General features: G+C 42.7%; 16 protein-coding genes. 7 read left to right on the top strand and 9 right to left on the bottom strand.

All coding sequences use genetic code 11. The annotated features are described in order from the left end of the window. Positions 1–57 precede the first annotated feature (57 nt). Positions 58–681, top strand: a complete 624-nt coding sequence (gene wrbA, locus NSQ17_RS19475) for an NAD(P)H:quinone oxidoreductase (RefSeq protein WP_045034926.1) — start codon at positions 58–60, stop codon at positions 679–681. A gap of 48 nt (positions 682–729) precedes the next feature. On the opposite strand, the gene katX is transcribed toward wrbA, so the two are convergent. Beyond that, positions 730–2,319 carry a catalase KatX gene (katX, locus tag NSQ17_RS19470; protein ID WP_008347541.1) on the bottom strand — a complete coding sequence of 530 codons (1,590 nt, stop codon included), beginning with the start codon at positions 2,317–2,319 and terminating at the stop codon, positions 730–732. A 106-nt stretch (positions 2,320–2,425) separates the two neighbouring features. Here katX and NSQ17_RS19465 point away from each other — a divergent pair, with 106 nt between their 5' ends. From NSQ17_RS19465 to NSQ17_RS19455, 3 genes are all read left to right on the top strand, one after another. Beyond that, on the top strand, positions 2,426–3,085 hold the full coding sequence (locus NSQ17_RS19465; protein WP_268382564.1) for a hypothetical protein: 660 nt from the start codon (positions 2,426–2,428) through the stop codon (positions 3,083–3,085). A gap of 149 nt (positions 3,086–3,234) precedes the next feature. Beyond that, complete coding sequence (locus NSQ17_RS19460) at positions 3,235–3,729, top strand: RNA polymerase sigma factor (protein ID WP_007497431.1); 495 nt, start codon at positions 3,235–3,237, stop codon at positions 3,727–3,729. Next, positions 3,730–4,587: a DUF3298 and DUF4163 domain-containing protein gene (locus NSQ17_RS19455; RefSeq protein WP_017368457.1), complete on the top strand. Its 858-nt coding sequence runs from the start codon at positions 3,730–3,732 to the stop codon at positions 4,585–4,587. It begins immediately after the preceding gene. Between the two features lie 44 nt (positions 4,588–4,631). Here NSQ17_RS19455 and NSQ17_RS19450 read toward each other — a convergent pair whose 3' ends face one another. Then, positions 4,632–5,561, bottom strand: coding sequence for a manganese-dependent inorganic pyrophosphatase (locus tag NSQ17_RS19450; RefSeq protein WP_008347534.1), 930 nt, complete (start codon positions 5,559–5,561; stop codon positions 4,632–4,634). Between the two features lie 303 nt (positions 5,562–5,864). Between NSQ17_RS19450 and NSQ17_RS19445 the strand changes: the two genes are divergently transcribed. The 3 genes from NSQ17_RS19445 to rplI are packed head-to-tail and all read left to right on the top strand — an operon-like array spanning position 5,865 to position 9,258. Continuing rightward, positions 5,865–6,812 (top strand): YybS family protein, encoded by a 948-nt coding sequence (locus NSQ17_RS19445; protein ID WP_039169015.1) that lies wholly within the window; start codon positions 5,865–5,867, stop codon positions 6,810–6,812. 20 nt (positions 6,813–6,832) lie between these two features. Continuing rightward, positions 6,833–8,812, top strand: coding sequence for a DHH family phosphoesterase (locus NSQ17_RS19440; RefSeq protein WP_017359884.1), 1,980 nt, complete (start codon positions 6,833–6,835; stop codon positions 8,810–8,812). Next, on the top strand, positions 8,809–9,258 hold the full coding sequence (rplI, locus tag NSQ17_RS19435) for a 50S ribosomal protein L9 (RefSeq protein WP_007497423.1): 450 nt from the start codon (positions 8,809–8,811) through the stop codon (positions 9,256–9,258). The genes NSQ17_RS19440 and rplI overlap by 4 nt, the downstream gene beginning before the upstream one ends. A 40-nt stretch (positions 9,259–9,298) precedes the next feature. Here rplI and NSQ17_RS19430 read toward each other — a convergent pair whose 3' ends face one another. The 7 genes from NSQ17_RS19430 to NSQ17_RS19400 all read right to left on the bottom strand — a co-directional run bounded on the left by NSQ17_RS19430 (position 9,299) and on the right by NSQ17_RS19400 (position 21,784). Further along, positions 9,299–10,513: an MFS transporter gene (locus NSQ17_RS19430; RefSeq protein WP_024718448.1), complete on the bottom strand. Its 1,215-nt coding sequence runs from the start codon at positions 10,511–10,513 to the stop codon at positions 9,299–9,301. Positions 10,514–10,535: 22 nt separating this feature from the next. Then, entirely contained in the window at positions 10,536–10,679 is a 144-nt protein-coding gene (locus NSQ17_RS19425) for a YycC family protein (protein WP_008347524.1), read from the bottom strand. A gap of 72 nt (positions 10,680–10,751) precedes the next feature. Beyond that, positions 10,752–11,486: an alpha/beta hydrolase-fold protein gene (locus NSQ17_RS19420; protein ID WP_342467724.1), complete on the bottom strand. Its 735-nt coding sequence runs from the start codon at positions 11,484–11,486 to the stop codon at positions 10,752–10,754. 89 nt (positions 11,487–11,575) lie between these two features. After that, positions 11,576–12,541 (bottom strand): iron-hydroxamate ABC transporter substrate-binding protein, encoded by a 966-nt coding sequence (locus tag NSQ17_RS19415; protein WP_024718449.1) that lies wholly within the window; start codon positions 12,539–12,541, stop codon positions 11,576–11,578. A 98-nt stretch (positions 12,542–12,639) separates the two neighbouring features. After that, on the bottom strand, positions 12,640–14,265 hold the full coding sequence (locus tag NSQ17_RS19410) for a helix-turn-helix domain-containing protein (protein ID WP_342467723.1): 1,626 nt from the start codon (positions 14,263–14,265) through the stop codon (positions 12,640–12,642). A 122-nt stretch (positions 14,266–14,387) separates the two neighbouring features. Further along, positions 14,388–14,615 carry an MbtH family protein gene (locus NSQ17_RS19405; RefSeq protein ID WP_024718451.1) on the bottom strand — a complete coding sequence of 76 codons (228 nt, stop codon included), beginning with the start codon at positions 14,613–14,615 and terminating at the stop codon, positions 14,388–14,390. Positions 14,616–14,635: 20 nt separating this feature from the next. Further along, positions 14,636–21,784, bottom strand: coding sequence for an amino acid adenylation domain-containing protein (locus tag NSQ17_RS19400; RefSeq protein ID WP_342467722.1), 7,149 nt, complete (start codon positions 21,782–21,784; stop codon positions 14,636–14,638). Positions 21,785–21,798 lie beyond the last annotated feature (14 nt).

Here is a 21,798-nt window from a genome sequence, read left to right as displayed (position 1 = left end):
TGGGGAATACAGGTGGGATTTTTACAGAAGCTATTTGGGCAAACCAAACAAAAGGAGATGGAACAAGTGGAAAACGTAAAACTAGCGATTATTTATTATAGTTCAACAGGTACAAACTATCAGATGGCAAAATGGGCTGAGGCTGGAGCGAAAGAAGCTGGTGCTGAAGTCAAAATTTTAAAGGTTCCTGAATTGGCACCAGAAGCCGTTGTTGCATCAAATCCAGCATGGAAAGCACATTTAGATGAAACCAAAGATGTCCCTGAGGTTCAGTTAAGTGACTTAGAGTGGGCAGATGCCATTATTTTCAGCATGCCGACACGTTTCGGTAACTTACCGGCTCAAATGAAGCAATTCTTAGACACAACAGGCGGTTTATGGTTCCAAGGGAAACTAGCAAACAAAGCAGTGAGTGCGATGACATCTGCACAAAACCCAAATGGCGGACAGGAGCAGACAGTTCTGAGCCTTTATACAACGATGTTCCACTGGGGAGCCATTATTGCCGCTCCTGGATACACGGATGATTCCCTATACGGCGCAGGGGGTAACCCTTACGGTGTGAGTGTGACTGTTGACCAAAATGGAAAGATCCAAGAGGATGCAGAAGCAGCCGCAAAACATCAGGCGAAACGTACAGTAAATGTAGCAGAATGGATCAAAAAAGGTCAAAACGCTTAATAGATGTATACAAAAAGAATGCAGCCACTCCGCTGCATTCTTTTTTCATTAATAAGGATCTGAAGGTGTGCTGTTGTTGATCGCATCGTTGACAGCCTGTGCCGCGCCTGTTGATCCAATGGGTCCGCTTGGCTCCTCTTGTTTGAAGGCTTTTAAGCCATCGGCCACACGTTTTCCATAGTCAGGATCAGCTTTTGTGAAGTTTTCGATCATTTGGTCTTGGATGTCTTTTTGGCAGGTAGCTAAGGTGTTGACTAAGTTTTTAATTAGTTCCTCACGTTCCCAATCATTGAAGCGACGATAGGTTTCTCCGGCTTGTCCGAAATTGTTCGGGCGGTCAATGGCTTCTCGTTTGACTTCACCCTCTACAAAAGGCGTATGATCCTTTCCATCTTGCTGTGCTTCTTTTAATCCTCCGAGAATGGACGGTTCATAATTCACATGGGGGTTTTGTCCTTTTCCTTGATCCACATGATATTCCATTTGCCCATCTCGCTGATTGGTGGCAACATGCTTTTTCGGTGCATTGATCGGCAGCTGTAAATAATTTGGCCCGACTCGATATCGCTGCGTATCAGAGTAAGAGAAGGTACGTCCTTGCAGCAATTTATCATCTGAGAAATCTAATCCGTCTACAAGAACCCCCGTCCCAAAGGCAACCTGTTCCACTTCTGCAAAATAATTTTCTGGATTTTTGTTTAGCACCATTCGTCCGATCGGTTTCCATGGATAGTCATCCTTGTACCAGAGCTTTGTCGGATCGAGTGGATCAAAGTCTAGATGGGGGTGGGTGTCATCTTCCATGATTTGCGCGTATACTTCCCATTCAGGATGATCCCCTTGTTCAATGGCTTCATATAAATCCTGTGTGGCATGATTAAAGTTTTCCCCTTGAATGGCTTGGGCTTGTTCTTGTGTCAGGTTGCGAATTCCTTGCTTTGGTTCAAAGTGATATTTGACCAACACTGCTTTTCCTTCATGATTCACCCATTTATAGGCATGGACGCCAGAGCCTTGCATGTGCCGGTATGTGGCAGGAATACCCCATGGCGAGAAGAGAAATGTCACCATATGTGTTGCTTCAGGTGATTGTGAAACGAAATCAAAAATGCGCTCACCATCCTGACGATTGGTGACAGGGTCAGGCTTAAAGGCATGAACCAAATCAGGGAATTTCAAAGCATCTCGAATAAAGAAAATTTTGAGGTTGTTCCCAACGAGATCCCAGTTGCCGTCTTCTGTATAAAATTTGATCGCAAATCCCCGCGGATCGCGTAAAGTTTCTGGTGAATGTCCGCCGTGAATAACAGAAGAGAATCGAACGAAGACAGGGGTCTTTTTTCCTTTCTCTTGAAATAATTTGGCTCTTGTATAAGTGGAAATGGGTTCGTCACCGAATGTACCGTAGGCTTCAAAGTATCCGTGTGCGCCAGCACCTCGTGCGTGAACGACACGTTCAGGGATGCGTTCACGATCAAAATGACTGATTTTCTCTAGGAAATCGTAGTTTTCAAGCGTAGTCGGTCCTCTATTCCCAACGGTTCTCATGTTTTGATTATCTGTTACCGGGTGACCTTGGCGATTCGTCAAGGTTTCTTCTGACTCTGAAGATGATGTAGGCTGTTGATCTTCTTTCAAGGTAGAATCCCTCCTTCAATATCTCCTTAACAATATGGTCATGTTGCTCCCTATTTCATACAAGAATTGATATAATGAGTGAAAACTTTTATGAGGAGCGGACCTAATGATTCGATTACACTGCCTTCACGCACATCCATCTAATATTTCTTACATTGACGACGCTTTCTATGACACAGGATTTGATCTGCATCACATCGTCGATTCATCATTTATGGAACGAGCCAAACAAGATCCCGCATTTGATCTTGAGCAGCAGCAAACCTATGCTATCAACAGACTCATGCAAGAAGAAGAGGCTGATCTTGTTTTATTAACTTGTACACAATACATTGCGGCTTTGGGGGAGCAGCAGCACCTGTTCAAACAACCAATTGTTCCGATAGATGAGCCGTTATTTGAGCAGATTTGTGAGCGAGAGGGTCCGCTTCAGCTAGTGTTTTCAAACCCAGATACAGTAGAAGGAACGATGAAGCGACTGTCTTCATATGTAAAAGAGCGGGGAAAGCAGTTGAAGGCAGAAGTGGTTGTGCTAGAGGATGTCTTTCATCTTTGCTTGAACGGTGATATACAAGCCTACCATGAGCGAATTATGGAACAGTTAAGGCAATCTGTGAAGCAGCAGCATGGAGATATTTGTGTAATGCAGCTCTCGATGGTTCACGCTGCAAAGCAGGTGGAGCAGGAAACAGGAGTGTCCATCATTCATCCGCTTTCACCACTTAAACCATTTGTTTATCAAAAAATAACGGCTTTAAAAGAGTGAACCCGTCAGGTTCGCTCTTTTTGTATAGAAACGTAAATGGGATGACATGTTAAAAAAATAATGGAGCGCAAACTATTTTTAACAGGTGCGCGTCTATCCAATGTAAGAAATAACAGATGCGCATTTAAGATAAAGGAGCTCTTTGTAAAATGAAGAAACGAAAGATTGATGATCAATTTGCGGATTACGTAATGGAGCATAAACACAGTTTTTATCGATTGTCCTATAGCTATGTCAAAAACCCAGAAGATGCGATGGATGTCGTTCAAGAGGCGATTCATAAAGCACTCAAATCTGTTCACCGATTAGAGGATGCGACCAAGATGCATAGCTGGTTTTATAAAATCGTCGTAAACGCTGCCCTCGACTTTTTACGAAAGAAGAAGCGTGTGCAAGTGACAGACGATGATACGCTGGAATTTTTATCACAGGGTGAATCGGATGTCTATGAGGATCAAGATGTCAGACGGGCGATAGAAGATTTGCCGGAGATGTATCGGGTCATCATTATATTAAGATTCTTTGAGGATTTAAAGCTAGAGGACATTGCTCATATTCTTGGAGAAAATGAAAATACCATCAAAACAAGATTATATAAGGCGTTGCGGCTTTTAAAAGTAGAATTATCGCAGGAGGAAATATAAATGGATAAGCATTTGGAACAGTTAAAAGAGGAATATCTAGAAATCCCTATTCCCCCGGAATACGATGCTATGGTTGAACGGACATTAAAACGAAAAAACAAGCAACCTCATTTTCAGAAATGGACGATTGGACTTGTTGCTGCAGCTGCTTTATTTGTCACCACTGTAAATGTCAGTCCGCAGGCAGCAAGAGCGATTTCAGAAGTACCCGTCATTGGAGAGCTTGTGAAAGTCGTGACGTTCACAGAATTTAAAAAGAGTGATCAGGGAACAAATATTGATCTCAAAACACCACATGTTTCAGGGCTTGGGGACGGAAAATTACAAGACAGCCTGAATCAAAAATATTTAGCTGAAAACAAAAAGCTGTATCAAGATTTTGAAAAGGAAACAAAGGGTTATAAAAATGGTCATTTGAGTGTAGAGAGCGGATATGAAGTAAGAACAAATAATGATCAAATTCTTTCACTAGGTCGATACAAGGTGACGACTCAGGCTTCTGCGGCAGAGGAAATGACATATGATACGGTGGATAAGAAAAACCATGTACTCATTACATTACCAAGTCTATTTAAAGATGACCGTTATATTGATGTGATTAGTGAAAATATTAAAGAACAAATGAAGAAACAGATGAAAGAGGATTCAAATAAGATTTACTGGATGACGAAGCAAGATACGGTTGATCCGTTTAAGAAGATTCAGCCAGATCAAAGCTTCTATATCAATTCAAAAGGCAAACTGGTGATTTCCTTCAACGAATATGATGTGGCGCCTGGTTACATGGGTGTAGTTGAATTCACGATTCCAACAAGCGTGCTAAAGGATATTCTCGTCAGCGATATGTACATTCATTAAAAGAAGAAAAAAGACTGCTGAAGATGTCAGCAGTCTTTTTATGTTTATGAAGAAAGTGCGTCTGTTAGTGCAGGCACGACTTGTTTCTTTCTTGATACAACACCTTTTAGTAAAGCAGTGTTGTTTTCAAGTGTGACATTGAATGCTTTTTCTACTTTTGCTGCTTCAGCACCAAGTGCAAGCGCAAGAGAGTCATTTTCTAGAATGTCTGTGATCACTAAAACAAATAGATCAAGACCTTTCGCTGCGATGACTTCATTGATTTTTGCTTCGATGTCAGCTTGTCTTGCTGTTACTTCAGCGATATCAACTGTATTAACTTGTGCAATTTCGACTTTGCTGTTTCCTAGTGCAAATTCTTTTGCATCCAGTGTGATTAATTCTTGAACTGTTTTTTGGCTTAGGTCAGCTCCTGCTTTCAGCATATCTAAACCATATACTTCAGGGTCTACTCCTGCGATTTTTGCCAGCTCATGCGCAGCATCAACATCCTGCTGTGTGCATGTTGGGGATTTGAATAGCAAGGAATCAGAAATGATCGCAGACAAAAGCAAACCAGCGATTTCTTTTTCAATTGTGACTTGGTGCTCTTTGTACATTTTGTTTAAGATCGTTGCTGTGCAGCCAACTGGCTCAGCACGATAGTAAAGAGGTTCACTTGTTTCAAAGTTGGCAATACGGTGATGGTCAATGACCTCTGTCACTTGTACTTGATCAATATCGCTTACACTTTGTTGGAATTCGTTATGATCGACAAGAATGACTTGTTTTGTTTCGTTTGCAGCCGTTTCAATGAAACGAGGTGCTTCTTGTTTAAAGAAATCTAATGCGTATTGTGTTTCTCCATTGATTTCTCCAAGTCTGACAGCTTCTGCTTGAACGCCAATTTTGTTTTTCAGATCAGCGTAAGCGATAGCAGAGCAAATCGTGTCTGTGTCAGGGTTTTTGTGTCCGAATACGAGTGTTTTTCCCATGTGAATTCTCCTTCTTACTTTTATTGATGATGTTTCTATTCTAACAGCTTTTGACCTTGAATTCAGGGTTTATAGCTAAGAACAATCTAAAAAATTGTAACATGCTGTCTGAAAAGTTGCATGTACAAGACGATCTAAGTTGTTCCACGTGAAACGCTCTTGGAATAGCCTGCATTTTACTTGCGATTTACGGCTATGGTAAAATAAAGGTTGGGTCAAGATATGACGGAGCGTACATCGTACGTATACATAGAAGTACACATTGAGCAAGATATAGAAAAATGATTGGATTGAGGTGAAGGTGTGAAACAAACAAAAGCGTTAGTAGAAGGCGCTATCATGATCAGTATTTTTGCGGTCATGACGCTGTTTTATTTGTATGTGCCACTTTTAGCCATTATTTTCTTCATGGCTGCTCCGATTCCGATCATTCTCTATACAATCAGGCATGGCTTGAAAAAAGGAATTGCGGCTGGCGCTATTGGCATAGTGATCAGCTTTTTAATTGGGTCTATTAATGGGCTGTTAAGTGCGCCAATGCTGATTGCTGTTGGAGTAGGTATGGGTGTTTTCTACAGAAGGAGGCAGCCAGGTCAGGCTATTATTACGGGTGCGCTGATCTACTTATTCAGTTTTCTCATTTACTTTGTTGTCAGTGTCCAGCTGTTTCAAGTAGATATACTGGGTGTCGCAAAGGAATCAATTGACCAAATCATGCCGATGGTAGAGAGTACCTTAAAACAATCTGGCGCTACTGATCAGGACATAGCAAAACAACTCAAGCAGTTTAGAGAGATGCAGGATACGGCATTAAATTCTTTACCTGTAGCGCTTTTGATTTTTGTCACGCTCATGTCTTTCGTCAATCATTGGTTTGTGCGGCCGTTGATCAAACGGTTTGTTCCAGACATGCCAGCTCTTAAGAAATTTAAGGATATGCGGCTGCCAAAAAGCATGGTATGGTATTATTTACTCACACTGCTTTTGATGCTGATTCAGCCGGAGAAAGGCAGCTTTTTATCGCTCGTGCAAACGAGTGCTTTTCAAATTTTATTTATACTGGTGCTTATTCAGGGCTTTTCTTTTATCTTCTATTATTGCCACGAAAAAAACATCTCAAAAGTGGTACCCATTTTTGCCGTCGTATTGACGATTCTCTTTCCGCCAATCGGTGTGATTGTGCGTATTATAGGGATTGCTGACATAGGCTTTGATTTAAGAGAAAAAGTAAAAACAAATAATTCACTCTGAATGTTGAGGAGTTGATATCAGTGCCAAGCTTCTATCGAAAACCTGTCATCAAGTATCCGATCTTCGCATTAATTGTCCTTGCGGTGATCACAGTCCTCCTCAACCTTTATTTTAATTGGATCATAGGAGCGGTTGGTCTTTTAGTCCTTGCGGGTGTGCTCTACTTTTTAAAGTGGGCAGATACGCAGGTGCAAAAAGAGATTGATTCATATATTTCAACATTATCCTATCGAGTCAAAAAGGTTGGAGAAGAAGCATTAATGGAGATGCCAATTGGTATTATGCTGTTTAATGACCAGTATTATATCGAATGGACCAATCCATTTCTCGCTTCGTGCTTCCATGAAAGCACACTTGTCGGCAGATCCTTGTATGATACATTTGAATCCATTGTGCCTCTTATTAAACAAGAGGTTGAGACAGAAAATGTGACGCTGAATGACCGGAAATTCAAAGTCATTATTAAACGGTCAGAGCGCCTTTTATATTTCTTTGATGTCACGGAACAAGTGCAGATTGAAAGACAGTATGAAAATGAACGAACGGTGTTATCTTATATCTTTTTAGACAATTATGATGATGTGACGCAGGGGCTTGATGATCAGGTGCGTAGCGCGATAAATAGTGAAGTCACATCGCTGTTAAACAATTGGGCACAAGAATACGGCATTTTCTTAAAAAGAATTTCATCTGAACGATTTATGGCTGTATTAAACGAGAGCATCTTAGCAGAGCTTGAAGCGTCGAAGTTTTCCATTTTAGACGAGGTTCGTGAGAAAACAGGGGCACATAGCGCCACACTTACCCTTAGTATTGGAATCGGTGCGTCTGTTCCTTCTTTAAAAGAACTTGGCGCACTTGCGCAGTCGAGTCTTGACCTTGCCCTCGGACGAGGCGGGGATCAGGTAGCGATTAAACAGCCGAATGGGAAAGTGAAATTCTACGGTGGAAAAACCAATCCAATGGAAAAACGGACACGAGTACGCGCACGGGTCATTTCACATGCTTTAAAAGAAATTGTATCTGAAAGCGGTAATGTCATGATCATGGGGCATAAGTTCCCCGACATGGACTCTATCGGTGCCTCGATCGGGATTTTAAAGGTTGCTCAAGCGAATGGAAAAGAAGGTTACATCGTCATTGATGCCAACCAGATTGGGGATAGCGTTCAACGCTTAATTAGTGAAATTAAGAATTATGAAGAACTTTGGTCCCGTTTTATCACGCCTGAGGAAGCGATGGAGCTTGCAAAGGATGACACATTGCTTGTGGTTGTAGATACACATAAACCGTCCCTTGTGATGGAAGAACGACTGCTAAATAAGATCGAAAACGTCGTTGTCATTGACCACCATAGACGTGGTGAGGAATTTATCCGAGATCCTTTACTTGTCTATATGGAGCCGTATGCTTCATCTACAGCAGAACTTGTGACAGAGCTGTTAGAGTATCAGCCGAAGAAATTGCGGATTAACATGATTGAGGCCACAGCACTTCTTGCTGGGATTATCGTGGATACGAAGAGTTTCTCCCTCAGAACGGGGTCAAGAACGTTCGATGCAGCATCCTACCTTCGTGCAAAAGGGGCAGATCCTGTCCTTGTGCAAAAGTTTTTGAAAGAGACAGTCGATCATTACATTAAACGGGCAAAGCTCATTCAGCATACAGAGCTGTATCAAAATCAGGTAGCGATTGCTTCCTTGCCGTCTGACAGATCTGAGTATTATGATCAAATTACGATCGCACAGACGGCTGATTCTCTCTTGTCGATGAGTGAGGTTGAAGCATCATTTGCTGTCGCAAGGCGAGATGACGATACGGTCTGTATTAGTGCAAGATCGTTAGGGGATATCAACGTTCAAATTATTATGGAAGCATTAGATGGCGGCGGTCATTTGACTAACGCTGCGACCCAGATTTATGGTATAACCATTGAAGAAGCGGTAGAGAAGTTAAAAGCTGCCATAGACGAATATTTCGAAGGAGGGGTTCAAAGATGAAAGTCATCTTTCTAAAAGACGTAAAAGGCAAAGGGAAAAAAGGCGAAGTCAAAAATGTAGCTGACGGATACGCTCACAACTTTCTCATCAAACAAGGGTTAGCTGTTGAAGCAACTCCAACGAACCTAAGTGCATTGGAAGGGCAGAAAAACAAAGAGAAAAAGAATGCCATCCAAGAGCTTGAGCAAGCGAAACAATTAAAAGAAACACTTGAGGCGCTGACAGTGGAACTCACTGCTAAATCAGGTGAAGGCGGTCGTCTATTCGGTTCGATTACAAGCAAACAGATCGCTGATAAATTGCAAAAAGAACATCAAATCAAACTCGATAAGCGTAAAATCGAGTTGAATGATGCCATTCGTGCGTTAGGATACACAAATGTACCGGTGAAGCTTCACCCAGAAGTACAAGCAACATTAAAAGTGCACGTCACAGAACAAGCATAAACAGAAAAGAACCCGTCTCCTCGTGAGACGGGTTCTTTTTTTATGATGGATCTGAAATATAGATGCTTCGTCCAGCACGCATACCGGATAAAAACATGAAAAATAGGACGATGATAAAGATGATAATAGATGGCGTCCATGTATGTGTCACATCAAAAAGGATACCGATCATGAATGGACCAACAGCGGCTAATAAATAACCGAGTGACTGCGCCATTCCAGAAAGAGCAGCTGCTTGTTCCATATTGGTTGTTCTTAATCCGATAAATGTGAGGGCAAGACTGATACTGGCCCCTTGTCCGACGCCGATTAATAGCACAGAGATAACAAGAATAGGCGTCGACCCTCCGAGAAGGAGACCAATCATGCCGAGTAAATACACAAGGACAAGGCCGACGACAAGCGGTCTTTGCGTTTTTAATTTTTCTGCAAAAACGGGCGTTAAGAAGGTGGATGGCAGACCGGTGAACTGCATAATAGAGAGCATCCATCCCGCTGTCGCTAGGTTCATGCCATGTGATGTCAAAATATCAGGAAACCATGCGATGCTGCTGTAGAAAAGGAATGATTGCAAGCCCATAAAAAAGGTCACCTGCCAAGCGACACGTGAACGCCATATTGGCTGCTCTTTGAGTGAAATGCTTTTGACAGCCGCTGTGTTCTGATGAAGAAGCTGCGGCGCCCACACCATCATCGCAAGAAGTGCAAGTCCGGCCCAGACAAGGAATGATGTATTCCAGCCGCCAGGCATTGCATGACTGAGCGGAACGCTGACACCAGATGCAAGTGCAGCAAAAACGGACATCGATGTCGTATACACGCTTGTCATTAATCCAGCATGTGCAGGGAATTTATGCTTCACAAGTCCAGGTAAAAGCACATTACAAATCGCAATCCCGACGCCGACTAGCGCCGTTCCCATCATTAAAAAGGTGATGCTGCCAAATGAACGAATGACAATCCCAAAGAGCAGGACAGCAAGCCCAAGCCAAAGTGTTCGTTCATTCCCAAGACGTTTTCCGATTTTAGGTGCAATGGGAGATAGCAATGCGAATGAGAGCAGTGGTAATGTCGTGAGGAAACCAGCAAGTCCATTTGAAAGCTGTAAATCAGAACGAATGGCACCGATCACAGGACCAACAGACGTAATGGCTGGCCTCAGGTTAAAGGCAATGAGTAAAATCCCAGCAATCAGCAAAATGGTTTGCCCTGTACTGCGAGGATGAAATGTTGATTTTTCTAGTTGTTGTTCCATGAATGTAAACTCCTTTATTTCTTTAAGAACGATCTTTCTTCTGTTCAAGCTCCGCTAATTTAGCTAATAAGATGTGCTGCGGCATATGCATGATTTGCTCTAACGGTACATTGAGTGATGCAGCAAGCTTTTGTGCGGTATCGGCTGAGATTTGTAAAGGTCTCATGCGCAAATCCCTCCTCTTTCAATCTATACGTTCCAATATACCATATCGACTTTGTGACTTGCTGATAAAAAATTAAGGTTTTCTTTTATAAAACCACTTGATGGCCGATAAGAAATTTTTTTGAAATTGTTTGAGATGGTGGCCCTCTCCTTGTTCAATGTGAAAGTGAAGCTTTCGTTCCTGCATCCCTTTCTGTAATAAATGATCATGGAGTTGTTTGTTGAATAAAGGCATGTGCTGTTGGACAGATGTTTTGCCTTTCCCTTCTTCACTGCCTACAGACAAATAGACAAGGTGGTCCGCAGACTGAATGCTTTGTTGTTTAGCAAACGGCAGAAAATCTTGATACCAAAATGATCCAGAGATAGATGCGATGTTTTTAAAAAGAGCAGGGTACATCAATAAAGTATAAATTGCAAATAGCCCACCTAATGAAGCACCTATGTGACTATGTTCATGACCGGTCTGTTTGACTGGGTATTCTCTTTTGATATATGGAAGCAAGTCATTTGCTAAAAATGACACATATGTCTGTGCCTCACCTTTAAAGTCAGGGAATCCAGAACGCAGTGATGATGCTTTCCATGGTGTATATTCGTCAAGTCGATTGAAGGGGTGTATACCGACGATGATGATTGGCGAGATGGTTTTGGCTTCAATCATACTTTCGATCTCTAGCAAGTGGGTTCTAAACAAAGAAGAGCCATCTTGTACAAAGACAGCTGGAACATCAATAGAGGTGTCCGGTGGAAGGTAAATATCAAGCTGCCGCCCGTTCAATTCGTCATATAGATACGTTCCGTTCATGTGTATTCTCTCCTTCAAGTTTTCAAGCTCTGCTGAAAAGAAGAACAAAGGGCTAAAATGTTTAGCCCTTTGTCAAGATGCGCATCTTTTTAGTTGGTTTGATCTAGCCATTTGACAGCCTGATCAAGGAAAGTTGTTTTGCTTAGTGCTGTTCCTCCCTGAAGCATAGGATCAACGACATTTTCATTGATGTGCCCATTTTTCACAGCTTTTAGGCTGTTCCAAATTTTATTTCCCTCTAAGTCCTTCAATGCATTTGGATTCGATGAGTTTTCCTCTTGGGAGAACTGAACAAAGATATAGTCAGGATTGAGTTCGCCTAGGCGTTCCAATGAAATCATTGCTTGTGCTTTGGCTTTTTTGATATCACTTGGTGCTGTAAACCCTAAGTCCCCATATAAAGTAGAGTTGAAGTATACGTCTTCAGGGTACACGTACAGGTCGCCCTGTCTAATGCGTAAAATGACAGCTGTTTTGTTGTTGCTTTTGTCTTTCAGGGTTTCTTTCGCTTGTTTGAGATCTTTCTGATAATCAGAAATGATGCTTTTCGCTTCTTCACTTTTTCCAGTCAGTTCACCGAGTAATAAAAGGTTGCTTTCCCAGTCGGAAGAGACATGTGATACTGGGATCGTCGTTTGGATTTTATCTAGTTTTTTAATTGTTGCAGGCGGGAACTTGGTTGATCCGAGTATCACGTCTGGTTTTAGTTTTAAGATTTTTTCTAGGTTTGGTTCTGTTTTTTCCCCAATGCCTTCTGTTTTTGCTGTAATGTCTTTAAATAATTCAGGGAAAGTGCCGCCTACAGTAGAAGCCCCAATAGGGTCGATACCAAGTAGTTTTGCATCTTCCATCGATTCTAGGCTTCCAGCAATGACGATTCGTTTCACTGGTGTTTTCAGTTTGTACGTTTGATCTAAGTATTTGATATTTGTTTCTGCTGCTTCAGCTGACTTGCTTTTGGTTGTGTTGGAAGCCGGTTTATTTTCTGCAGCACCACAGGCTGCTGCGATGATCGTCATGATACAAAGGATAAGCAATGCGAACCATTTTTTCATTTGTTTTCTCCTTTAACTGATAATTGTTCTCAATTAAAGATTGTAGTAGTCATTCGTCCTTTTATCCATAGACAATGATCTGTCTAGTGATGGACTTTTTACGGAAAAAAAGATAAAAGGTCCTGAATGACTCGTTGATGACTGGCTGCTGTGTATTCACGCCAAGGGTCAGAAGCGAGTGGATAGACGGCTTGTTGCGTCACAGCCTTGAGATTTTGCCAAGCCTCCTGTTGCTTTAATTTTTGATAAAAAGCAATGGTTTTTGGTTCTTTATGCAACAAGAGGAAGATGGCATCTGGGTCTAGCTGCTGTATAGAGTGAATGCTGATTTTTTTTTCGATGAGCTGGCCATCATTCTGAAAAGCTGGCAGAAGGCCAATGTCATGAAAAATTACTTCTGACAAGGTGCGATTGACAGATAAGTAGAGCTGATCTTGAAAGATACGAAGAGGCAGGACGGTTCTTGGTGGATGATCAATAACGCATTCCTTTTTCGCTTGATTAACGAGTTCTTCGTAATGAAGCAGCCATTCTTCTGCTTCCCTCGTTTCGTTTAAGAACAGAGCTGTTTGTCTGAATTGAGTGCGCCAATCCAATTGTGTGAATGGAACAAAGTGCACAGGACAGATGGTTTTCAACACTTGTTTTTCTGCCTCTGTCACATAATCATTGGCAATGATCAGCTCAGGTTGTGCTTCCTTCAATTGCTGTAAATTGGCTTCAGCGTGCTCGTTGATACGATGTGCACTCAGATGGATCGGAATTTCTTCTGCATAATGCTCAAAATCATGTGCTGTCCATTTAGGGTGAAGAGGGGCAGCATATGGGATGATATGAATAGGTGTGAGCTGCCCGAGTATGGAATGGCCATAGGCAGCCATTTTCCGTTGACGGCTTTTCATATAAGCAGAAGGAGTGATACCCGTTTTTTTCTTAAAAATGCGGCTAAAGTAATAGGGGTCTTGATAGCCGATGTCCTGTGCAATGTCTTTGAGCTTTGCATGACCTTTCGCCATTAACTGTTTGGCTCTAGCCAGTCTTTTCTTGGTGATATAATCAGTGACACTCACATCAAAATGCTTTTTAAATAGTTCGCTGTAATGATTGGCGCTGATACCAGCCATATGAGATAGACTTGTAAGGCTGAGAGGTTCTTCGGAATGTTGATCGATATATTGTTTTGTTTTGAAAAGGGCGTGTGTTGTGTCACAAATGTCTTCTTTATGCAGTGTGAAAAGCTGCAGGATGAGCTGTTGAAAAAGGGTTTGGCTTCTAAAAAAGCTAATGGATTCAGGTTTTTGCCATTCTGCTGTCATGTCGGACAGTAAAGAATGAATTTGTTCAATCGAGCTAATATCGATAAATTGCCATACATTCAGTAAAGATCGGGCTTGTTCAGTTGATACTTCTTCTATGCTTTGACCTTGTGACGCGTACATTTGAAAGCGAAACAGATAGAGCTCGTGTTTTTGATAAGGCTCTGTTTTCAACATAAATGTTTCCCCAGGCATCATCGTATAGAGTGTCAGATTTTTCAATCGCCATCTTTGATCATTCAATGTAAGTAAACCATTGCCGCTTATGCTAAAGAGGAGGCAAAATGTATTTGACAACTGCTGCTCCGTATGTGGAAGATCTGCATTATTTATTTTTTCAGTATATGTTAATCGATAAATGCATTGTTCAGCATTTACCTTTGTACATAATTGATGATTGTTTCCCATAAAACCACCTGATCTCTTATTAATTGATAAACATTCTCAATTGAATTGTATCAGAAAGAGCTGGAAAATGGTGTGTTTATTCTGTCAAAAAAGCACCCTGATGGAGATCAGGGTGCGATGATTTATTCCGTTTTTCCATGTGCTAACGCAGGTTCTTTTGTTAAGCTTAATGGTCGTAAGTCCTGCCAGTGTGTCTGGATATAATCAATGCAGGCATTTCTAGTGTCTTCACCAAAGACCTTTTCCCATCCATCTGGTATTGGTGCAAATGATGGCCAAAGTGAATGTTGTCCTTGTTCATTGACAAGCACAAGAAATACACCGTCTTCACGATCAAAGGGATTTGTCATTTGTCATCTCTCCTTTATTCTTAGTGCTTTTGTTTGACCCGGTGCAGAGCGTTGTCTAAGATGACACCAATTTCTGCTAGGGGTTTAGGCTGGCACATGTCTTTGTGCCGGCAATGAATGTCGTGCTGTTCAATGGTTCCATTGATATAAGGTGCCCATGCTTCGGGATCAATCGGTGTAAACCAGTCTGGGATAATGGTAGATCTAAAGAATAATATGTCCCCTTGATAAGTTTTTGGCTGATATTCCCCGAGCAATCGCACTGAGTTGACATAGGTTTCTTTTAGATTTCTAATGGCATCCTCACTTAAGCTTGCTAGTGCACTGCCGTCTTTCTTCAAGATGTCGACAGCACTCTTCATCGTGAGCGGTTCACCTGTTAAGGTATCTGGATCATAACCGCCGAGTGCAAGAAGAGCGATTAGTGCTTCTTCTTCATCAGGTGCTTCTTTAATCGGTAAGAAATGGTTCGGATAGGCATCCAGCATCGCAACGAGAGCGATTTCTTCACCTTGCTGCTGGAGTTGAGTAGCCATTGCTTGTACAACGTTTCCGCCAAGTGACCAGCCAAGTAGATGATAAGGGCCTTTTGGCTGAATCGTTTGGATGTGCTTAATATAATCGGCAGCCATATCATCGAGTGTATGCGGATAGTCATCTTTTCTTGCGATTCCTCGTGCCTGTAATCCATAAATAGGGATGTCTTTCTCTAATGTATTCAAGAGACCTGCATAGCACCAGCTAAGACCACCTGCTGGGTGAACACAGAAGAGAGGATGTCTTTCTCCATTTGTTCGTAGCGGCAGTAAGATTTCTAGTGCGTTTTCATCGCTTCCTGTTTCTAGTTTCTCTGCCAAGCTGGCAACGTTCGGTGCTTCAAACAACGTTCCGATGCTCAGTTTCACACCAAGTGCATCACGAATGCGGCTGATTAAACGAACCGCAAGTAAGGAATGCCCGCCAATGTCAAAAAAGCGATCGTCAATGCTGATTTTTGGCAAATCAAGCACCTCTTCAAAAAGATGACACAGGATTTCCTCTTTCGGGTTTCTTGGGCCGCGTCCATCCGTTTGCTGTATATGCAATTGAGGTGCCGGCAGTGATTTTTGATCAAGCTTCCCGTTTGCTGTAAGTGGCATCGTATCAATCTGTACATAAGCCGCAGGCACCATGTAATCAGGAAGACTGGCTGCCGCAAAATGGCGAAGAGTCTCTGTATCGAAATGGTCTTCTTCAGTTGTGACGATGTATGCAACTAAGCGTTTGTCACCAGGCTGATCCTCTCGCAAAATGACGGCAACTTGTGCAACTGCGTCGTGGCGTGATAGAACGGCTTCGATTTCTCCAAGTTCAATCCTAAACCCGCGTATTTTAATTTGATGATCAGCTCTACCAATGTAATCAAGTGCCCCTTCTTCTGTCCAGCGAGCGAGGTCGCCTGTACGATACATCCTTGTGCCAGGTGCTCCATAAGGATCAGCAGGGAATCGATCTGAGGTCAGGTCAGGCCTGCCTAGATAACCTCTTGCCAAACCAGCACCAGCTACATACATTTCACCTGTTGTCCCAGGTGGAACAGGTTGTAGGTATTCATCTAGTACGTACACGTGTAAGTCAGGAATTGGTTCGCCTATTAAACTGCTGGATTTCTTTGCGATCATGTCTCGATTGAGTACATTGTACGTAACGTGAACGGTGGTTTCTGTAATGCCATACATGTTAATTAATTTTGGCTTGCAGTCTGAGTGACGGCTGTACCAATCTTCTAATCTGCTAAGTTCTAACGCTTCACCGCCAAAGATGACATAGCGGAGTGATAATGCTTGACCAAGTGTTTGTTGTTCCTTGTCTATCTGCATGAGCTGATAGAAGGCGGAAGGTGTTTGATTAAGTACAGTCACACCTTCATCGACTAGAAGCTGCATCATCTCTTCTGGAGAACGAGAGATGGTATGAGGAACAATGACAAGTCGCCCGCCATATAAAAGGGGTCCCCATATTTCCCAAACTGAAAAGTCAAAGGCATATGAATGGAACATTGTCCAAACATCCTCTTCATCGAAATGGAACCAATGTTCAGTAGATGTCAGAAGACGGATGACATTTTGGTGTGGAATGACCACTCCTTTTGGTTTCCCTGTAGAGCCGGACGTATAAATAATATAGGCCGGATGCAGAGAAGACAGCGGCTCAATTCTGTCTATATCAGCCGGATTGTGATTTGGCGTAGTCAGCAATTGATCAATTGTTTCTTTTTCGTCTAACAAAATCAAATCGCAGTCAGCAGGGAGATGCAATGCAGCTGCTTTTGTTGTGATGCTGCAAACTGGTTTGGCATCTTGTATCATGTATGCCAGCCTGTCTGCTGGATAGTCAGGATCAAGAGGAACATAGGCTGCGCCTGCTTTATGAACAGCTAATAAACTGACGAGCATATCAATTGATCTAGGCAGGGCAAGTGCAACGAACTGTTCTGGTCCAACGCCTCTTTGTATTAATAAATGAGCAAGACGATTGGCTTTGTTGTTTAACTCACCATAGGTCAGCTGCCTATTTCCATCCGTTACAGCCACTCGATCAGGGAATTGTTGCACCGTTTTTTCAAATAAGGCTGGGAGATTAGGTGCTTGGTCTGACTGAGCGAATGTCTGTTTGTCAGGGAGAAATGTTTGTCGTTCTTGATCTGATAAAATGTTCATTTGACCAATCGGCAGATGTGGGCGCTCAACTATCTCTGTTAAAAAGCGCTTCATTCTGTCAGCGATTGCTCGAACGGTACTTTGTTTAAATACATCTGTGCTGAATTCAAACAATCCTGTTAATCCTGCTGCTGATCCAGTTTCAGTTCTTTGTTCTGTCAATTCGATGGTCAGATCAAATTTAGCTGATCCCACTGGTTTTACGTAGAGATCCGAATCAAGTTGTGTCAGCTTCATTTCCGCCTTCGGTGTATTTTGGAAGGCAAGCATCACTTGGAACAATGGATTCCGTGATCTGGAGCGGGTTGGATTTAGGATTTCCACTAGCCGTTCAAATGGCAGATCCTGATGCTCATAGGCTGCTAAGTCAACGTTTCGCACTCGCTTCAATAGCTCACTGAAGGTTGGATTACCAGCTGTATTTGTACGTAATACTAGTGTGTTCACAAACAATCCGACAATATCGTCAAGAGCATCGTCATTCCGTCCAGCAATTGGACTGCCGATTGGGATATCTGTCCCCGCCCCAAGGCGTGTCAGTAATGCTGCAAGGGATGCTTGAAGCACCATGAACAAACTCACTTGATGCTGTTTCGCAAGCTCAAGAAGGTTTTGATGTAAAGCCGGTTCGATCGTAAAGTCTATCGTCGCACCGTTGAAGCTTCCTTCCTGTGGACGTGGGAAGTCATAGGGAAGCTCAAGTTCTTCTGGCAGGTCATGTAAGGCACCTTTCCAATAGCTGAGCTGCTTGGCAAATAAACTATCCGTCTCTTTTTCACTGCCCAACAGTTTCTGCTGCCAAATAGCATAGTCAGCATATTGAACAGGTTCCGCTGGCAATGGGGTGGATTTCCCTTGAATACGAGCTTCATAAGCAGCAGCTAAGTCTCGTGTCAACGGTGCAAGTGACCAGCCGTCACCAGCGATGTGATGCAGCAACAGAAGCAGCATATATCGATTGCCACCAAGCGTGAATAATTCTGCTCGCAGTGCAGGTTCTTCTTCAATCTGAAAGCTATAGCGAATGGATTCATTTAATTGATTCTCAATTTGTTGATCACTCGAAGCTGTGACATGGAGCTCAGGCTGAACACTTTTTGGGTGTAAAATAACCTGTCTTGGCATGCCATTCTTATTTGGAAAAATGGTTCTAAGGGTTTCATGTTTTTCAGTGATATCTGCCAAAGCACCAGTTAGAGCTTGTTGATCTAGTGTACCTGTCAGCTGAATGACAAGTGGAATATTGTAAGTTGGATTTGGCCCTTCAAGGCAATGAAGGAACCACAGCCGTTTCTGAGCAAAGGATAACGGAATCTCATCTGGCTTGTTTTCTACCTGAAGCGGCGGCCGAATGTCCTTTGCTTTATCTAAGTGCTGTGCAAGCTCAGCGACTCGGGGTGATTCAAAAATGGTGCTCATGCTTAGGTCTGCACCGAATGTATCGCGTATACGTCGAAGCAGACGAGCGGCAAGTAAAGAATGTCCGCCTAAATCAAAGAAACTATCATCTATGCCAATTTGAGATACGCCAAGGGTTTCTGCAAATAAACTACATAACATGTCTTCTTGGGGTGTTCTAGGTGTACGCTCAGAACTAACTAAAGACATATTTGGCACCGGCAATGCTTTGCGATCGATTTTGCCGTTTGGTGTAAGTGGCAGTTCCGGCAAAACGACAACAGCAGAAGGCACCATGTAGTCTGGAAGTAATGCAGCCACAAATTGCCTGAGCTCTGAAGGGTGAAGAGCTGAGTCGTCTGTCAGCACAACATACGCACAAAGCAACTGTTGTCCAGGTTGATCTTCACGAACGATCACAGATGTATGCTTTATAGCTTGATGCTGCATAATCACGGTTTCAATTTCACCCAATTCAATACGGAAGCCGCGGATTTTAATTTGATGATCGGCACGGCTTATATAATCAATCGAACCATCTTCACGCCATCTGGCTAAATCTCCAGTACGATACATTCTCGTGCCTTTTGTGCCGAACGGATCAGCGACAAATCGTTCTGCCGTTAAGTCGTATCGTCCAAGATATCCTCTTGATACTCCTTCACCTGCAATATAAAGTTCACCGATTGATCCTGCTGGGACTGGGTTTAGTCCTTCATCTAAAATGTAAATGCTCGTATTCCAAATGGGTTTACCAATTGCCGGCCCGCTATTCTCTTGATGTGCTGTGACATTTTCCATCGTAGACCAGATCGTCGTTTCTGTAGGTCCGTACAAATTGGTAATGTCGCATTGAAGAGATTGCAGTGTGTGCAAAAGGGAGGCAGGAAGTGCTTCTCCTCCAACAAGAACACGCATACCTGTGATCACGTCAGGGTATTCATCTGCCAATGCATGCCACAACGTTGGTGTTGCCTGCATGATTGTGACATGATGAGAACGAATCATGTTTGAAAGCTTTGCTGGTTCTTGTATCGTTTCTTTTTTTGCCAATAAAATAGCAGCCCCATGTAAAAGTGGGAGGAACATTTCTAGCCCGGAAATATCAAAGGCTATGGTCGTTACCGCTAAAAGCTGGTCTCCTTGATCTAATAAAAATGCATCTTGCATGGACAATATAAAGTTGACTACATTTCGCTTTGTTACAACAACACCCTTTGGTTTGCCTGTCGATCCTGACGTGTAGAGGATATAGGCGGGGTGATGTGGAGAGCCCTCGCTCCAGGTAGGATTGAGATGCGGACTGCCTGCTATCTCCTGATGAACAATTGCATCATCCAGTTGAACGATGTGAGGATAGTCCAAACCACCTGCTGTCTCATTGATTGTGAGCAAGCACGCTGGTTTGGCATCTTCTAGCATATAGGCGACACGATCGTTAGGATAATCAGGGTCTAGAGGCAGATATGCGGCTCCCGTTTTGACGACGGCTAATAGACTTACGACCATATCGATGGATCGAGGCAGAGCGATTGCGACGAATTGTTCTGGTCCAATGCCACGATTTTTCAAATAATGAGCTAACTGATTTGCCCGCTGATTCAACTCTTCATAGGTCAAAATGATTCCTTCAAACTGTAATGCTTTTGCTTGCGGCGTTTTGCTCACTTGTTTTTCAAATAGTTCCCGTAATGATTCTTTTGGTAATTCTCGTTTTGTATCATTCCAGTGCTTGAGAATGTTCTCTTTTTCTTCAGACAAAAGAAGGTTGAATTGACTGATTGTCTGATCTTGCTCTAGTCCGGTTATTTCCTCCAGCAATTGAAGAAAACGATGTTGATGAGCGTCAACGGCTGTCTCTTTGTAAACAGCAGGGTTTGCATCAAAGTCGATTTGAAATCCGTTTCCATCCGCACGGTCGTATATGTTGATCGATAAATCATCTACCGGTCCTGCTGAGAGATTGTGTGCTCGACCAATGCTCTGATCGAACTTGAGATCATAATCAAATGGCATGATATTGATCTGTGGACCGAATAATCGTTGATTTCTTCCGATGAGCTTAAAGTCTCTCCGCATGTCTTCATGACGATATCGTTGATGAGGACGAATGGCTTTCAGTTCATCAGATACTTGACGAACAAGTGCTGAGAGCGTCATTTCTGGTTTGCATGTTAAACGAAGCGGTACCAGGTTCATGACCATTCCAGGTGTTTGCAAGGCGCACGATCCAAGGCGCATCATCACAGGTAATCCTAAAACAATATCATGTGCACCCGTCATACGATGCATATAGAGTGCGGATGCGGCAAGAATCATTTCATGCCACGTACTACCGAAGGCTTGGGCGTTTTTTTTCATTTTGCTTACCTTTTCGGCATCGTATCTAGCCGTTTTCCGGATAAAATGATCCGACGTTCTTGGGGCAAGCTCAGCAAGGCTGACAATTTCCGGTTGATCAGCAAAACGATTTTTCCAAAATGCTCGATCATCTTCAAATCGATTGGACTGTTGATAAGTGATCTCTTCTTGGACTACATCATGTAAAGCTCCAAATGTTTGAGGAGGCACAGGTGTCCCTTGCGATAGGGCTGAATAGACCTCAGCAACACGACGTGCAATGAGCGAAAAGGCGAATCCATCAATGGCAATATGATGAATGCGCTGATACCAAATGAATCGATCGTCAGCAAGTTGAAAAAGCACTTCACGGAATAATACATCTTTCTCTAAAGAGACTGGTGTGGAAAGGTCGGCTTTCATCCATGCTTTAGCTGCATCAAACGGCTGTTTTTCATTTTGTAAATTGACATATTGAAATGGGATCTCTTTCTTAGATGTCATCCATTGCTTTGGACCGTCAGTATCCTCAACGAATTGCATATACAAGGAATCTGCTTCTAAGACAGTCTTTCGAATGGCTGCTTCAAAGTGTATGGGATCAATAGGACCTTTAATCTCTATATACTCAGCTGTATTGAAAATAGGGTTAGATGGATCAAGCTGCTGCGCATACCAAATGCCTGATTGGGCACCGGTTAGTGGGAATGAATCGACGGACTGGATCGACAAGGGCCTAAACCTCC

This window comes from Bacillus sp. FSL W8-0629, assembly GCF_038593225.1.
In the GTDB taxonomy this organism is placed as follows: domain Bacteria; phylum Bacillota; class Bacilli; order Bacillales; family Bacillaceae; genus Bacillus; species Bacillus altitudinis.
This window is presented reverse-complemented; position numbering and strand designations above follow the sequence as displayed.

What these genes read in the sequence shown, in the direction of transcription:
- NSQ17_RS19410 (WP_342467723.1), bottom strand. Translation starts at nt 14,265, where the DNA reads ATGGGAAACAATCATCAATTATGTACAAAGGTAAATGCTGAACAATGC.
- NSQ17_RS19415 (WP_024718449.1), bottom strand. Translation starts at nt 12,541, where the DNA reads ATGAAAAAATGGTTCGCATTGCTTATCCTTTGTATCATGACGATCATC.
- rplI (WP_007497423.1), top strand. Translation starts at nt 8,809, where the DNA reads ATGAAAGTCATCTTTCTAAAAGACGTAAAAGGCAAAGGGAAAAAAGGC.
- NSQ17_RS19465 (WP_268382564.1), top strand. Translation starts at nt 2,426, where the DNA reads ATGATTCGATTACACTGCCTTCACGCACATCCATCTAATATTTCTTAC.
- NSQ17_RS19450 (WP_008347534.1), bottom strand. Translation starts at nt 5,561, where the DNA reads ATGGGAAAAACACTCGTATTCGGACACAAAAACCCTGACACAGACACG.
- NSQ17_RS19455 (WP_017368457.1), top strand. Translation starts at nt 3,730, where the DNA reads ATGGATAAGCATTTGGAACAGTTAAAAGAGGAATATCTAGAAATCCCT.
- NSQ17_RS19420 (WP_342467724.1), bottom strand. Translation starts at nt 11,486, where the DNA reads ATGAACGGAACGTATCTATATGACGAATTGAACGGGCGGCAGCTTGAT.
- NSQ17_RS19460 (WP_007497431.1), top strand. Translation starts at nt 3,235, where the DNA reads ATGAAGAAACGAAAGATTGATGATCAATTTGCGGATTACGTAATGGAG.
- wrbA (WP_045034926.1), top strand. Translation starts at nt 58, where the DNA reads ATGGAACAAGTGGAAAACGTAAAACTAGCGATTATTTATTATAGTTCA.
- NSQ17_RS19405 (WP_024718451.1), bottom strand. Translation starts at nt 14,615, where the DNA reads ATGACAAATCCCTTTGATCGTGAAGACGGTGTATTTCTTGTGCTTGTC.
- NSQ17_RS19425 (WP_008347524.1), bottom strand. Translation starts at nt 10,679, where the DNA reads ATGAGACCTTTACAAATCTCAGCCGATACCGCACAAAAGCTTGCTGCA.
- NSQ17_RS19430 (WP_024718448.1), bottom strand. Translation starts at nt 10,513, where the DNA reads ATGGAACAACAACTAGAAAAATCAACATTTCATCCTCGCAGTACAGGG.